Origin of the sequence: Pseudomonas sp. 29, assembly GCF_002754355.1 — a bacterium.
GTDB classification, from domain to species: domain Bacteria; phylum Pseudomonadota; class Gammaproteobacteria; order Pseudomonadales; family Pseudomonadaceae; genus Aquipseudomonas; species Aquipseudomonas neuropathica.
In genome coordinates, this window is record NZ_PEEY01000001.1 from 1,732,915 (window position 1) to 1,746,791 (window position 13,877).

Annotated in this window: 14 protein-coding genes and 1 other RNA gene; 4 read left to right on the forward strand and 11 right to left on the reverse strand. The window is 60.0% G+C overall.

Annotated elements, in window-relative coordinates; translation table 11 throughout:
* Positions 1-4: 4 nt before the first annotated feature.
* From mraY to rsmI, 9 genes are all read right to left on the reverse strand, one after another.
* Complete coding sequence (gene mraY, locus CLU80_RS07965; protein ID WP_007917000.1) at positions 5-1,087, reverse strand: phospho-N-acetylmuramoyl-pentapeptide-transferase; 1,083 nt, start codon at positions 1,085-1,087, stop codon at positions 5-7.
* Entirely contained in the window at positions 1,087-2,454 is a 1,368-nt protein-coding gene (locus CLU80_RS07970; protein WP_099757142.1) for a UDP-N-acetylmuramoyl-tripeptide--D-alanyl-D-alanine ligase, read from the reverse strand. The genes mraY and CLU80_RS07970 overlap by 1 nt, the downstream gene beginning before the upstream one ends.
* Positions 2,447-3,910 carry a UDP-N-acetylmuramoyl-L-alanyl-D-glutamate--2,6-diaminopimelate ligase gene (locus CLU80_RS07975; RefSeq protein WP_099757143.1) on the reverse strand — a complete coding sequence of 488 codons (1,464 nt, stop codon included), beginning with the start codon at positions 3,908-3,910 and terminating at the stop codon, positions 2,447-2,449. Before CLU80_RS07975 ends, CLU80_RS07970 begins: the two co-directional genes overlap by 8 nt.
* Positions 3,910-5,649, reverse strand: a complete 1,740-nt coding sequence (locus CLU80_RS07980; RefSeq protein ID WP_175559568.1) for a peptidoglycan D,D-transpeptidase FtsI family protein — start codon at positions 5,647-5,649, stop codon at positions 3,910-3,912. Before CLU80_RS07980 ends, CLU80_RS07975 begins: the two co-directional genes overlap by 1 nt.
* Positions 5,649-5,942, reverse strand: coding sequence for a cell division protein FtsL (gene ftsL, locus CLU80_RS07985; RefSeq protein ID WP_007917008.1), 294 nt, complete (start codon positions 5,940-5,942; stop codon positions 5,649-5,651). The genes CLU80_RS07980 and ftsL overlap by 1 nt, the downstream gene beginning before the upstream one ends.
* Complete coding sequence (gene rsmH, locus CLU80_RS07990; protein WP_502694626.1) at positions 5,939-6,886, reverse strand: 16S rRNA (cytosine(1402)-N(4))-methyltransferase RsmH; 948 nt, start codon at positions 6,884-6,886, stop codon at positions 5,939-5,941. Before rsmH ends, ftsL begins: the two co-directional genes overlap by 4 nt.
* A complete protein-coding gene (mraZ, locus tag CLU80_RS07995; protein ID WP_007917012.1) occupies positions 6,883-7,338 on the reverse strand; it encodes a division/cell wall cluster transcriptional repressor MraZ in 456 nt (151 codons plus the stop codon). Before mraZ ends, rsmH begins: the two co-directional genes overlap by 4 nt.
* Before the next feature lie 402 nt (positions 7,339-7,740).
* Positions 7,741-8,094: RNase P RNA component class A (gene rnpB / locus CLU80_RS08000), an RNA gene on the reverse strand.
* Positions 8,095-8,167: 73 nt separating this feature from the next.
* Positions 8,168-9,073, reverse strand: coding sequence for a 16S rRNA (cytidine(1402)-2'-O)-methyltransferase (gene rsmI / locus CLU80_RS08005; protein WP_093430688.1), 906 nt, complete (start codon positions 9,071-9,073; stop codon positions 8,168-8,170).
* 177 nt (positions 9,074-9,250) lie between these two features.
* On the opposite strand from rsmI, the gene CLU80_RS08010 reads away from it, so the two are divergent.
* The 4 genes from CLU80_RS08010 to CLU80_RS08025 all read left to right on the forward strand — a co-directional run bounded on the left by CLU80_RS08010 (position 9,251) and on the right by CLU80_RS08025 (position 12,697).
* Positions 9,251-11,062 (forward strand): penicillin-binding protein activator, encoded by a 1,812-nt coding sequence (locus tag CLU80_RS08010; protein ID WP_099757144.1) that lies wholly within the window; start codon positions 9,251-9,253, stop codon positions 11,060-11,062.
* Complete coding sequence (locus CLU80_RS08015) at positions 11,062-11,424, forward strand: YraN family protein (protein WP_093430690.1); 363 nt, start codon at positions 11,062-11,064, stop codon at positions 11,422-11,424. The genes CLU80_RS08010 and CLU80_RS08015 overlap by 1 nt, the downstream gene beginning before the upstream one ends.
* Positions 11,425-11,528: 104 nt before the next feature.
* On the forward strand, positions 11,529-12,122 hold the full coding sequence (locus CLU80_RS08020) for a phosphoheptose isomerase (protein WP_093430691.1): 594 nt from the start codon (positions 11,529-11,531) through the stop codon (positions 12,120-12,122).
* Positions 12,119-12,697: a BON domain-containing protein gene (locus tag CLU80_RS08025; protein WP_007917023.1), complete on the forward strand. Its 579-nt coding sequence runs from the start codon at positions 12,119-12,121 to the stop codon at positions 12,695-12,697. The genes CLU80_RS08020 and CLU80_RS08025 overlap by 4 nt, the downstream gene beginning before the upstream one ends.
* Before the next feature lie 51 nt (positions 12,698-12,748).
* On the opposite strand, the gene CLU80_RS08030 is transcribed toward CLU80_RS08025, so the two are convergent.
* Complete coding sequence (locus tag CLU80_RS08030; RefSeq protein WP_007917024.1) at positions 12,749-13,162, reverse strand: ClpXP protease specificity-enhancing factor; 414 nt, start codon at positions 13,160-13,162, stop codon at positions 12,749-12,751.
* A 16-nt stretch (positions 13,163-13,178) separates the two neighbouring features.
* Positions 13,179-13,796: a glutathione S-transferase N-terminal domain-containing protein gene (locus tag CLU80_RS08035; RefSeq protein WP_007917025.1), complete on the reverse strand. Its 618-nt coding sequence runs from the start codon at positions 13,794-13,796 to the stop codon at positions 13,179-13,181.
* Positions 13,797-13,877: the final 81 nt, after the last annotated feature.

Genomic DNA, 13,877 nt, shown 5'->3' on the forward strand with positions numbered 1-13,877 from the left:
CGTTCTACCTCAGCTTCAGGGTGGCAAGGCCGATCAGCACGAGAATCACGGTGATGATCCAGAAACGGACGATCACGCGCGGCTCGGGCCAGCCCTTGAGTTCAAAATGGTGGTGTATCGGTGCCATGCGGAACACACGGCGACCGGTCAGCTTAAAGGACGCAACCTGAATGACGACTGACAGGGTTTCCATCACGAACACACCGCCCATGATGAACAGGACGATTTCCTGACGGACGATCACCGCGATGGTGCCCAGTGCCGCGCCGAGTGCCAGGGCACCGACGTCGCCCATGAACACTTGCGCCGGATAGGTGTTGAACCAGAGGAAGCCAAGGCCGGCACCGATCAGCGCACCGCAGAACACGATCAGTTCACCCGCGCCCGGCACGTAAGGGATCAACAGGTATTCAGCGAATTTCACGTTACCCGACAGGTAGCAGAAGATGCCGAGGCCACCACCGACCATCACGGTCGGCATGATCGCCAGGCCGTCGAGGCCGTCAGTCAGGTTGACCGCGTTGCTCGAGCCAACGATCACGAAATAAGTCAGCACGATGAAACCAAGGCCCAGCGGAATGCTGTAGTCCTTGAGCATCGGCAGGATCAGCGTGGTTTCCACCGGGGTGGAGGCGGTCATATAAAGGAAGATCGCCGCGCCGAGGCCGAACACCGACTGCCAGAAATACTTCCAGCGGCTCGGCAAGCCACGGGAGTTCTTCTCGATGACCTTGCGGTAATCGTCGACCCAACCGATGGCGCCGAACAGCAGAGTCACCAGCAAAACAGTCCAGACGTAACGGTTGCTCAGGTCAGCCCAGAGCAGTGTGCTGACACCAATCGAAGACAGAATCAGTGCGCCGCCCATGGTCGGTGTACCCGACTTGGACAGGTGCGATTGCGGGCCGTCGTTACGCACGGATTGACCGATCTGACGGTTCTGCAGGGTGCGGATCATCCACGGGCCATAGCACAGCGACAAAACCAGCGCGGTCAGTACACCGAGAATCCCGCGCAGGGTCAGGTACTGAAAGACCGCGAAGCCTTTGTAGAACTGTTGCAGATACTCCGCTAGCAGCAGCAGCATTAATGTTTCTCCAGACTGGACCCGCACAGAGCCGCAACGATGTTTTCCATCGCCGCACTGCGCGAACCCTTGATCAAAATGGTGGTGTTTGTGTCCTGCTCGGCGTCGAGGGCCTGAATCAGTTCGGCTTGGCTGCCGAAGTGATACGCCTGTTCACCGAAAGCGTTTACGGCGTGAACCATGTTTGGCCCAACGGCATAAAGCGCGGAAACCTTGCCCCGGGCGTACTCGCCCACGTCGCGGTGCCCCTGCTCCGCCCAATCGCCCAACTCGCCGATATCTCCGAGCACCAGGACGGTGCGGCCGGAAAAGCCGGCGAGTATATCAACGGCCGCGCACATCGAGGTGGGGTTTGCGTTGTAAGTGTCATCAATCACGCGCATACCGTTCTTCGCCAGTTGCGCGACGGTGCGACCCTTGACCGGTTGCACGGCGCCAAGCCCGGTGGCGATGCCGAACAGCGACACGCCCAAGGCGTGCGCGGCAGCGGCGGCAGCCATGGAATTGGCGACGTTATGGGTGCCGAGCAGGTTCAGTTGAACGTGCTCGACACCTTCAGGTGTGTGCAGATTGAAAGCCGGGCAACCACGAGCATCGGTGCTCAAGTCACTGGCATAGAAATCCGCCTGAGTGTTGCTCAGGGCGAAAGTCAGCACTTTGCGCGCGCCTGCACGGGCCTTCCAGATACCGAAGGCTTTGTCATCAAGGTTGAGCACAGCGATGCCGTCAGCTGCCAGACCGTCGATGATTTCGCCTTTGGCTTCGACGATTTTTTCCGGGCCGCCAAACTCACCGACGTGCGCGGTGCCGGCATTGTTCAGGATCGCCACGTGCGGCTTGGTCAGGCCAACGGTGTAAGCGATCTCACCCAGACGCGAGGCGCCCAGTTCGATCACCGCCGAAGTGTGTTCCGGGGCCAATTCGAGCAGGGTCAGCGGCGCGCCGAGATCGTTGTTCAGATTGCCACGGGTCGCCAGCACCGGACCACGCGTGCGCAGGATGCTCGCGAGCATTTCCTTGACCGTGGTCTTGCCGCTGGAGCCGGTGATCGCAGCAACTGGCTGAGTGAACGCGGCACGGTTCAGCGCGCCCAACTGGCCGAGGGCCTGTCGGGTGTCCTTGACCAGCAGTTGCGGCAGCGTGCTGTCGGCAACTTCACGTTCGACCAGCGCAGCGACGGCGCCTTTGGCGGCGACATCGTTCAAGTAGTCATGACCGTCGAAACGCGGGCCGGTCAACGCTATAAACAGTTGACCCGGCTGGATCGCACGGCTGTCGATGCTGACGCCGTCGAAACTGGCATCGGCGGCGATCAAACGTGCGTCGAGCGCGTTGGTCAGTGCGCTGAGTTTCAGGGCCTTAAGCATGGGCCAGCTCCCAAGCGGTCAGGGCGTGATCAGCCTCGACCAGATCGGAGAAGGCATGGCGCTCGCCGTTGATTTCCTGGTAGTCCTCGTGACCTTTACCGGCCAGAACAATCACGTCATCAGCCGAGGCGCCGGCAATCAGTTGCGCAATCGCCTGGCCCCGGCCGGCGACGAAGGTGACTTTATCCACAGCCGTGAAGCCGGCGCGGATGTCGTCGAAAATCACTGCAGGATCTTCGGTGCGCGGGTTGTCGTCGGTGACCAGCACCTGATCGGCCAGACGCTCGACCACTTCGGCCATCAACGGACGCTTGCCGCGATCACGGTCACCGCCGCAGCCGAACAGGCACAGCAGCTGACCTTTAACGTGCGGGCGCAGCGCGGTCAGGACTTTTTCCAGCGCGTCTGGGGTGTGCGCGTAATCGACCACCACCAACGGCTGAGTGCCACCACCAAGACGCTGCATGCGCCCGGCCGGGCCTTCGAGTTTCGGCAGTACTTTGAGAATTTCGTCGAGCGCGTAATCCAGACCGAGCAAGGCACCGACGGCTGCCAGTACGTTGCTCAGGTTGAAACGACCGAGCAAGGTGCTGCGCAGATGATGTTCGCCCTGCGGCGTAACCAGCGTGGCGCGCACGCCGTGGTCGTCGAACTGTGCTTCGCGGCAGAACAGGTAAGCGCTGCTGTCGAGCAGGCTGTAGGTGATCAAGCGCGATTCACGTTTTTCCGCGGCCAACTGCCGGCCGAAATCGTCGTCGAGGTTGACCACGCGGCACTTCAGATCATTCCAGGCGAACAGCTTGGCCTTGGCCTCGGCGTACGCCTCCATGGTGCCGTGATAGTCCAGATGATCGCGGGACAGGTTGGTCATCACCGCGACGTCGAACGCCAGCGCCGTCACGCGACCCTGATCCAGACCGTGGGACGACACTTCCATGGCCACGGCTTTGGCGCCGGCCTTTTTCAGGTCGCCCAGGGTCGCTTGCACGGCGATCGGATTCGGCGTGGTGTGCAGACCGCTTTGCAGTGCGCCATAGAAGCCGGAACCCAAGGTCCCGACGATGCCGCAATGCTGGCCGAGCAGATCCAGCGCCTGCGCGACCAACTGGGTCACGCTGGTCTTGCCGTTGGTGCCGGTCACGCCTATCAGGTTCAGGTGATGGCTTGGCTCACCGTAAAAACGCCCGGCGATGTCCGACAGTTGCGCTGCCAGGCCTTTGACCGGAATCAGCGGCACGTCAGTGATCGGCAGCACGGTGGCGCCTTCCACTTCATAGGCCACAGCGGCAGCGCCGCGCGCCAGAGCATCGGCAATGTGTGCACGGCCATCGAATTTGCCGCCGGGCACGGCGAGGAACAAATCGCCCGCGCGTACGTTGCGGCTGTCCAGCGCCAATTCACGGATCAACAGATCGTGGCCGGCGTGGGGGAATATCTTGTTCAGACTTAATGACATCAGCCGCGCCCTCCATTGGCTTTCAGCGGTATGACCGGGGTGGCGTTGGCCTGCTGTGTCGTCGGCAAGTTGTCCGGCGTTACGTTCATCAGACGCAGGGTGCCGGACATCACACGGCTGAACACCGGCGCGGAAACCAGACCACCGAAGTAACCGGCCTTGCTTGGCTCATCGATCACGACAACGATGGCGTAACGCGGATCGCTCATCGGGCCGAAACCGGCAAACAGCGAGCGATAAGAGTTTTCCGCGTAGCCCTTGGTACCCACCGAGGTCTTACGCGCAGTACCCGACTTACCCGCCACGTGATACGCCGGCACCTGCGCACGGAACACGCCGCGCGGCGCTTCGATCACCTGGGTGAGCATGCCTTGCAAGGTTTTCGCCACGGCTTCCGGCAGCACTTGCGTGGTCTGCGGCGGCTTGTCGGTTTTGATCAGGGTCAACGGCGCGAGACGACCGTTGTTGGCCAGCGCCGAGAACGCGTGCACCAGCTGAATCGCGGTCACGGAAATACCGTAGCCGTAGGACAGGGTCGCGGTTTCAGCCTTGCGCCAATCGCGGTAGTTCGGCAGGTTGCCGACACGTTCGCCCGGGAAGCCAAGGCCGGTGTCCTGGCCGAGGCCGACTTTCTGCGCGAGGCGGAAAATCGTTTCGCCGCCGATATCGAACGCGACCTTACTCATGCCGACGTTACTGGAATTGATCAGGATGCCGGTCAAGTCGAGCACCGGACCTTCGCTCTTGGAAACGTCCTTGATCGTGTATTTGCCGATCTGCAGGGAACCCGGATACACCTCGACGGTGTCGCTCGGTTTCCAGCGGCCGGTTTCGATTGCAGCCGCCATCGAGATGGCTTTCATGGTCGAACCCGGTTCGAACACGTCGATCATCGCGCGGTTACGCATCATTGCCGGTTGCAGATTGCGACGGTTGTTCGGGTTGTAGGTCGGCTGGTTGACCATGGCGAGAATCTCGCCGGTCTTGACGTCCATGATCACCAGGCTGCCGGCCTTCGCGCCGTTCTCAATGATCGCGTTGCGCAGTTCGCGGTTGGCCAGATATTGCAGACGCAGGTCAATGGACAACGCCAAGGGCTTGCCGGCCTTGGCGTTTTTGGTGACCTGAACATCCTTGATCAGCCGACCGCGCCGATCCTTGATGACTTGTCGTTTGCCCGGCACCCCGGCGAGCCATTCGTCATAAGCCAGCTCGACACCTTCACGACCGTGGTCATCGATGTCGGTAAAACCGACCATGTGCGCGGTGACTTCACCGGCCGGGTAGAACCGGCGGAATTCTTCGATGCCGTAGACGCCAGGGACTTTCAGATCGAGCACAGCCTGGCCTTGCTCGGGGGTCAGCCCGCGCACCAGATAAATGAACTCTTTGTTGGCCTGGGCTTCGAGGCGTTCGGTCAGAGCTTTCGGATCCTGACCCAGCGCGGCAGCAAGTGCCGGCCACTTCTCTTTGGCCGTTTGCATTTCCTTGGCGTTGGCCCACAGCGTGGTCACTGGGGTACTTACGGCCAAAGGCTCGCCGTTACGGTCGGTGATCAGACCACGGTGAGCCGGAATCGGAATATGACGCAGGCTGCGCGCATCGCCCTGACCTTTGAGGAAGTCACGGTCAACCACTTGCAAGTCGATGATGCGCCAGCAGATCGCCGCGACCATCACGCCGAGCAGCGCCACCATCAGGCGGAAGCGCCATGGGAACAGTGCGCCTTCGAGTTTCATCATGGCGCCACCATCTTCACGTCAGCCGCGCCCGGAATGTGCATTTTCAGTTGTTCGGTGGCCAGCACTTCGATGCGGCTGTGCGCGGTCCAGGTGCTCTGCTCGAGAATCAGACGACCCCACTCGGCCTGCGCCTTGTCGCGCACGCTGAGTTCGTTATAAAGGGTGTTGAGCAACTGCCGGTTCCAGTGCGCGCTGTACGACACGGCGATGGCCGAGACGAGCACGCCGATAAACAGCAGCAGCATCAGAAAGCTGCCGCCGGGCAGTGGCTTGGCGAAAAGCTTGCTCACCGCAGCTTCTCCGCGACGCGCATGACGGCGCTACGGGAACGTGGGTTGGCTTTGAGTTCGGCGTCGGAGGCCGTCTGCGCTTTGCCATGGACTTTGATTTTCGGTTCGAACGCGACATGGCGCACCGGCAGGTTGCGCGGCAGGTTGTCGACTTCGCCTTTCACCAGTTTGCGCATGAACAGTTTGACGATACGGTCTTCCAGCGAGTGAAAGCTGATCACGACCAGACGGCCGCCGATTTCCAGAGCGTCCAGTGCGGCTTCGAGGCCGGCTTCCAGATCACCCAGTTCGTTGTTGACGTGAATACGCAAACCCTGGAATGCACGGGTGGCCGGGTTCTTGCCCTTTTCCCATGCCGGGTTGGCGACTTTCAATACTTCGGCCAGATCGGCAGTGCGCTCGAACGGCTTGATATCGCGACGCTCGGCGACGGCGCGGGCCATACGACCGGAGAAACGTTCTTCGCCGTATTCCTTGAACACCCGGGCGATTTCCTCAGCCGGCGCGGTGTTGACGAATTCGGCAGCGCTGATGCCACGGGACGGGTCCATGCGCATGTCGAGCGGGCCGTCGTTGAGGAAACTGAAGCCGCGCTCGGCGTCGTCGAGCTGCGGCGAAGACACGCCGAGGTCAAGCAGAATGCCGCTGACCTTGCCGGCCAGACCTTGCTCGGCAACCACCGAACCCAGTTCGGCAAAGCTGCGCTGCACAACGACAAAGCGGCCGTCTTCGGCCGCTAGCGTTTGCCCGGTGGCAATCGCTTGTGGATCTTTGTCGAATCCGATGAGCCGGCCGTCCGTACCGAGCTGGCTGAGGATCAACCGGCTGTGTCCGCCGCGCCCGAACGTGCCGTCCAGATAGCAGCCATCAGGACGTACGGCGAGAGCCTCGACGGCTTCGTCAAGCAGTACGGTGATGTGGTTAAAGCCGCTATCAATAGTCACAGGATCAAATCACGCAGTTCATCAGGCATCGCGCCCGGTTGTTGAATAGCAGCAAGGTCAGCGGCAGATACCGCATTCCATGCATCCTCGTCCCACAATTGGAACTTGTTCAGTTGGCCTACCAGCATCGCGCGCTTATCGAGCTTGGCGTATTCGCGCAGACGCGGTGGAACCAGAAAACGACCGCTGCCATCGAGTTCGAGGTCGACGGCATTACCAATCAGCAAACGTTGCAGGCGACGGTTCTCTTCGCGAAGCGAAGGAAGCGCGCGCAACTTGGTTTCAATAATTTCCCACTCGTCGAGCGGATAGACACACAAACACGGATCAACGGCATCAATGGTCACGATCAATTGGCCAGAACTACGCGAATCGAGCTCGTCACGGTACCGGCTCGGCATGGCGAGACGGCCCTTTGCATCGAGACTGATAGCGTTAGCTCCGCGAAACACGTCTGCGTTTCTCCAATTTTTATCGTTTTGAGCTCAAAAAACCCACTTCATGCCACTTTCCGCCACTTGCGCACACTATAGGAATGCGCCCACCACACCGTCAAGGCGCGGATTAAAGGAAAACCCTTACAGAACGGAGATTTAGGAGCATAAAAGGAGGTGCAACGAGAATCTGACGGATACTTTTGACCAATAACTTGATGCAGCACTGAAGGCTGCGCTCGAAAGTTAAAGTAATTTGTTAAGAGTAAGATTTTTTCGGTATTACAAAAGCGCTTCTGCTGTTGATTGAAGCAAGGTGGGAAATGGCTATTACTGCGTTTGCCGCTGCCGGACTTTCAGAGCAGGCCTGCTGATATTACACAGCCCTGTTGCCAATGATTCAAGCAGGGAAAGAAAAAGGTGGAGAGTCGATCTGTAAGCCGGGTTCTGTCTTGAACAGTCATTCGTCTACGATGGCCATCACTGGACATCTTTAGCAACCTACCCGGTCCCAGCGCGGGCCACGCCTTGAGACCCTATTTGGTCTTGCTCCAAGTGGGGTTTACCTAGCCACGAACTGTTGCCAGACGTGCGGTGCGCTCTTACCGCACCTTTTCACCCTTACCGGCGCTTGAGCGCTTAGGCGGTTATTTTCTGTGGCACTTTCCGTAGGCTCACGCCTCCCAGGCATTACCTGGCACTTCGCCCTATGGAGCCCGGACTTTCCTCCCCCCCCTAATTTTCATAGAGGGCAGCGACTGTCCGATCGACTCTCCGCCGCGAAGGTTAACGGCAGAGCGCCCGAAGAACAAGCGCTAAAAGCCTCAAGACCGCTATGGGTGACGGCCTACACGCCTTTCTGTTTCTCCAGCGCGACCTGATACAGCACGTTTTTGCGCTCGCCAGTGATTTGTGCTGCCAACGCGGCGGCACGCTTGAGCGGCATCTCTTCGAGCAACAGATCAAGAATACGCATCGCCTCGCTGCTGACCGCATCCTCGGACTCCGGTGCCGTCCAGCCCGCCACCAGCACTACGCATTCGCCACGCTGCTGATTGCTGTCGGATTCGACGAACGCGCGCAACTCGGCCAATGGCAGACCTTTGAGCGTTTCGAAGGTCTTGGTGATCTCGCGGGCGAGCAATGCCTGGCGCTCACCGCCAAACACGGCTTCCATATCCTGCAGACATTCAAGAATGCGGTGCGGGGCCTCGTAGAAAATCAACGTACGCGGTTCTTCTTTAACCGCTTCCAGTCGCGCCTTGCGTCCGACCGATTTGGCCGGCAGAAAACCTTCGAAGATGAAACGGTCAGACGGCAGACCGGCCGCCGACAGCGCGGCAATAAGCGCACAGGCACCCGGCACTGGCACGACATTGATCCCGGCCGCGCGGGCCTGACGCACCAAGTGATACCCCGGATCGGAAATCAGCGGCGTCCCCGCATCGGAAATCAACGCGACGTTATCACCCGCCAGCAAGCGGGTAATAAAACGGCTACCTTCATCCCGTTCATTGTGTTCGTGACACGCGGCCAGCGGCGTGCCGATCCCGAAGTGTTGCATCAGGCGCGCCGAGTGACGGGTGTCTTCGGCAGCGATCAATGCCACTTCGCGGAGGATCTTCAGGGCCCGGGCGCTGATGTCGTCCAGGTTGCCGATGGGCGTCGCCACCACATAAAGCGAGCCAGCAGCGGAATTCAGGGAACCTGGAGCAGTCAAAGCGCACACCTCGTGATCGGTAAAAGCGGCCATTGTAGCGCGACACGAGGCTTGCGACGCGCTTCGAGCCACCACGGTTTTGTGCGTGGTTATGCAGCACTGCAACATTTACTTCAGCTAAATCGTCCGATTCACGCCAGTAACATCGCGCCCCGGCCAGTGCTTGGGTACAATTCGACGCTAATTTGATCGAGTATCAGGAACACTTACATGATCGCTTGCCTGCGGCTGTTCACTGCCTTCTGCCTCGCTGCCCTGTTGGCGGCTTGCGTCAGCTCCCCTTCCTCCAGCCTTGGCGAACTTCCACGGACCCCGGATGCCAGCATCGAGCAACTGCTCGAACAGGCTAGCCAGGCGAAAACCCCGGAAAAAGCCGCCCTGTTGCGCCTGAGCGCCGCAGACCTGGCCTACCGTCAGGGCAATGCCGGACAGTCCGCGCAAATCCTGCAACAAGTGCCGATGGAGCAACTCAAGCCCGGCCAGCAGATTTTCGCCAGCACCTTGAACGCTGAACTGGCGCTGACGCGCAATCAGCCGAAAGCCGCGCTGACCGCCCTGAGCCACCCAAGCCTGCAGCACTTGGGCGAGATGCCTGAAGAGCAGCAAGTGCGCACCGGCACCGTACATGCCCGCGCCCTTGAGGCCGATGGCCAGACCCTGGCCGCTGCCCGCGAGCGCGTGTTCATCGCGCCGATGCTGCAAGGCGAAGCCGCGAGCAAGAACCACGAAGCGATCTGGACCCTGATCGGCTCGCTGCCAACTGATCAACTGCAACCGAACAGCACCGACGACCTCGGCGGCTGGATGGGCCTGGCCATGGCAGTGAAATCCGCTGGCACCCTGGAACAGCAGCAAGCGGCGATCGACACCTGGCGCGCGCAGAATCCAAAGCACCCGGCGGCGATCAACCTGCCGTTGCCGCTGACCAAACTCAAGGAACTGGCCAGCCAGCCACTGAGCAAGATCGCCCTGCTGCTGCCACAGGACGGCCCGCTGGCCGCTGTTGGCAAGGCGCTACGTGAAGGCTTCATGGCTGCGCACTACCAGGCGCAACAGGCCGGACAGAAGCCCCCAGCAATCGAGTTCTACGACAGCTCGAAACTGACTTCGATGGACGAGTTCTACCGCAAGGCCCAGGCTGACGGCGTGCAACTGGTCGTTGGCCCGTTGGAAAAACCACTGGTCAAGCAACTGAGTACCCGCCCGCAACTGCCGATCACCACCCTCGCGCTGAACTACAGCGAAGGTGATCAAGGCCCGGCGCAATTGTTCCAGTTTGGCCTGGCCGCTGAAGACGAAGCCCGCGAAGTCTCGCGCCGCGCCCGTGCCGATGGCCTGCACCGCGCCGCGATCATGGTGCCGAAAGGCGAATGGGGCGATCGCGTACTGCGTGCTTTCAGCCAGGACTGGCAAGCGAATGGTGGCAGCATCGTAGCGACCGAGCGCGTTGATCAGCCGGTGCAACTGGCCCAGCAGATCGCCGACATGTTCCAGTTGCGTCAAAGCGAAGCGCGCGCCAAGAGCCTGCAGAATGCCGCCGGCACCAACGTCGCCGCGCAGCCTTCGCGTCGTCAGGACATCGAATTCATCTTCCTCGCCGCAACCCCTCAACAGGCTCAGCAGATCAAGCCAACCCTGAACTTCCAGTACGCGGGTGACGTTCCGGTGTACGCGACGTCGCACGTTTACAGCGCCAGCGGCGACGTCAACCAGTACAACGACATGAACGGCATCCGCTTCTGCGAAACCCCATGGTTGCTGGACAACAGCGATCCACTGCGTCAGCAAGTGGTTGCGCAGTGGCCGCAAGCCGCCGGCAGCCTCGGTCGCCTGTACGCGATGGGTGTGGATGCCTACCGTCTTGCACCACGCCTGGGTCAACTCAAAGCCCTGCCAGACAGCCGCATCGACGGTGAGTCGGGCAGCCTCGGCATGACCCAGACCCAACGCGTTGTGCGCCAGTTGCCTTGGGCGCAGTTCGTCAGCGGGCAGGTACAGCGCCTGCCGGACACCCCGCACTGATGCCTGACAGGTCACGCTCGCAAAGCGGCAAGGATGCCGAGCGCCAGGCGCTCGAGCATCTGCAACAACAAGGTCTGCGCCTGCTGGCGCAGAACTGGTTATGCAAACGCGGCGAGCTTGATCTGGTCATGCTTGATGGCGATACAGTAGTATTCGTTGAAGTTCGCTACAGAAAAAACACTCAATGGGGTGGCGCGCTCGCTAGCATCGATGGGCGCAAGCAGCAGAAACTGATTTTCGCTGCACAGTATTTTCTTCAGCGCGAATCGCGTTGGGCCAATTCCCCTTGCCGCTTCGACGTGGTGGCCATCGACAGCCATCCGAGTCAGCTGAACTGGTTGCAGAATGCTTTCGACAGTTGATCGTCGGCGTTGCGACCCGGACAATCCCACCGACAAATTTTGCTCTTTGCTTTGCGGGCTGCACATTCATGTGCCGGACAGCCGCGCTACTTAAGGTCACACAGATGGACATGCAATCCCGAATTCGCCAGCTTTTCCAGGCCAGTATCGACACCAAGCAACAGGCGATGGACGTACTTGCACCGCACATCGAGCAAGCCAGCCAGATCATGGTCAACACCCTGCTCAACGGAGGCAAAATGCTCTCGTGCGGCAACGGTGGGTCGGCCGGCGACGCTCAGCATTTTTCCTCGGAGCTGCTCAACCGCTTCGAGCGCGAGCGTCCGAGCCTGCCGGCGATTGCGCTGACCACCGATACCTCGACGATCACCTCGATCGCCAACGACTACAGCTACAACGAAGTGTTCTCCAAGCAGATCCGCGCCCTCGGCCAGTCGGGCGATGTGCTGCTGGCGATTTCGACCAGCGGTAACTCGGCGAACATTATTCAAGCGATCCAGGCCGCACATGATCGCGAAATGATTGTCGTAGCTATGACCGGACGCGATGGTGGCGGCATGGCGTCACTGCTGCTGCCCGAAGACGTCGAGATCCGCGTACCGGCCAATGTCACTGCACGTATTCAAGAAGTCCACTTGCTGGCGATCCATTGCCTCTGCGATCTGATCGACAGCCAACTGTTCGGGAGTGAAGAATGACCCCTAATCGCCTTGGCCTTCTGGCCTTGACCCTGTGCCTCGGCATCAGCGGCTGCACCTCAGTGGTGAACGCCAGCCGTGAAGCACCGATCGACGACGACCGTGGCACGCGCACCTTCGGTAGCAAGATCGATGACTCGTTGATCGAAACCAAAGTCGGTGTGAACGTGGCCAAGGCCGACCCGGCACTGGACAACGACTCGCACATCGTCGTCACCAGTTTCAACGGTGTTGTCTTGCTGGCCGGTCAAACGCCTCGCGCTGACTTGAAAGCCAAAGCCGAGCAAGCGGCAGCCGCCGTGCAACGGGTAAAAACTGTTCACAACGAACTGCAGGTCATACCGCCGTCCGGTTTCCTGGCTCGCCAGAATGACACTTGGCTGACGTCCAAGATCAAAACCCAGATGCTCACCGACGCCAGCATTCCCGGTTCGCGCATCAAGGTCGTGACCGAGAACGGCATCGTCTACCTGCTGGGCCTGCTGACCAAACAGGAAGCCACTCAGGCGACCAATCTGGTTCAGGGCGTTTCCGGCGTGCAGAAGATCGTCAAGCTGTTCGAATACATCGACTGACGCACAACCCTATGTAATAAAAAAGGCGATCCATCCGGATCGCCTTTTTTATTACTTCACCACTTTCAGGCTTGGCCGGCCGCTAGGTCGCGGCGGCTCGCTGTCCGGTGGCGGCAAGTCGTCATCCGACTCGATCTCTTCTTCGTCATCCATCGGCGACTCGAGATCAAACACCATGCCTTGACCGTTCTCCCGGGCGTAGATACCCAGAATCGCGCTGATCGGCACGTACAAGCTGTGCGGAACGCCACCGAAGCGACCCTCGAAGGTCACAACGTCGTTGTCCATGTGCAGATGACGCACAGCACTCGGCGAGATGTTCAGGACAATCTGCCCGTCGCTGGCGAAACCCTGCGGCACCTGCACTGCAGGGTACTCGGAATTGACCAGCATGTGCGGGGTGCAATCGTTATCAACAATCCACTCGTAGAGCGCGCGGACCAGATAAGGTCGACTGGAGTTCATAGCGGCTCCTTAAGCCTTAGCGCATATCGCGTTCGACACCAGACAGACTCGCCTGGAAAGCCTCACGCGCAAACGAGCGCTCCATATAATCAAGCAGCGGCTTGGCTGGCCGCGGCAGTTCAATACCCAGAATCGGCAAACGCCAGAGTATTGGCAATAGGCAGCAATCCACCAGACTTTGTTCCTCACTGAGGAAAAACGGCTTGTCGGCAAACAGCGGCGACACGCCCGTCAGGCTTTCACGCAATTCCTTGCGCGCCACGACACGCGCGGCCTCCTTGGACTTGGGATCCAGAATCAGATCCACCAGACCACACCAGTCGCGCTGAATTCGATGAATCAGCAAACGGCTGTTGGCACGCGCCACCGGATAAACCGGCATCAATGGCGGGTGCGGGTAACGCTCATCCAGATATTCCATCACCACGGTCGACTCCCACAACGCCAGGTCACGATCGACCAGCGTCGGCAGACTGCCGTAAGGGTTTACCTCGATCAGTTTAGGCGGCTGGCGACCAGCTTCCACATAAATGATCTCGGCGCTGACACCCTTCTCTGCAAGCACGATGCGCACTCGGTGGGAATAGTGGTCGGCGGGGTCGGAGTAACAGGCCAACCGATTGGTCACGCCCATGGCGATCCTCCTCGCTTGTTGAAATTATCGGAACCGGAAAAACGCGCGCGCCCAGAGGGCGCCTCCGGCAACACCTGGCAA

Coding starts and splice junctions, on each gene's coding strand:
- mraY (WP_007917000.1), bottom strand. CDS start 1,087: ATGCTGCTGCTGCTAGCGGAGTATCTGCAACAGTTCTACAAAGGCTTC.
- CLU80_RS07970 (WP_099757142.1), bottom strand. CDS start 2,454: ATGCTTAAGGCCCTGAAACTCAGCGCACTGACCAACGCGCTCGACGCA.
- CLU80_RS07975 (WP_099757143.1), bottom strand. CDS start 3,910: ATGTCATTAAGTCTGAACAAGATATTCCCCCACGCCGGCCACGATCTG.
- CLU80_RS07980 (WP_175559568.1), bottom strand. CDS start 5,649: ATGAAACTCGAAGGCGCACTGTTCCCATGGCGCTTCCGCCTGATGGTG.
- rsmI (WP_093430688.1), bottom strand. CDS start 9,073: ATGGCCGCTTTTACCGATCACGAGGTGTGCGCTTTGACTGCTCCAGGT.
- CLU80_RS08010 (WP_099757144.1), top strand. CDS start 9,251: ATGATCGCTTGCCTGCGGCTGTTCACTGCCTTCTGCCTCGCTGCCCTG.
- CLU80_RS08015 (WP_093430690.1), top strand. CDS start 11,062: ATGCCTGACAGGTCACGCTCGCAAAGCGGCAAGGATGCCGAGCGCCAG.
- CLU80_RS08020 (WP_093430691.1), top strand. CDS start 11,529: ATGGACATGCAATCCCGAATTCGCCAGCTTTTCCAGGCCAGTATCGAC.
- CLU80_RS08025 (WP_007917023.1), top strand. CDS start 12,119: ATGACCCCTAATCGCCTTGGCCTTCTGGCCTTGACCCTGTGCCTCGGC.
- CLU80_RS08030 (WP_007917024.1), bottom strand. CDS start 13,162: ATGAACTCCAGTCGACCTTATCTGGTCCGCGCGCTCTACGAGTGGATT.
- CLU80_RS08035 (WP_007917025.1), bottom strand. CDS start 13,796: ATGGGCGTGACCAATCGGTTGGCCTGTTACTCCGACCCCGCCGACCAC.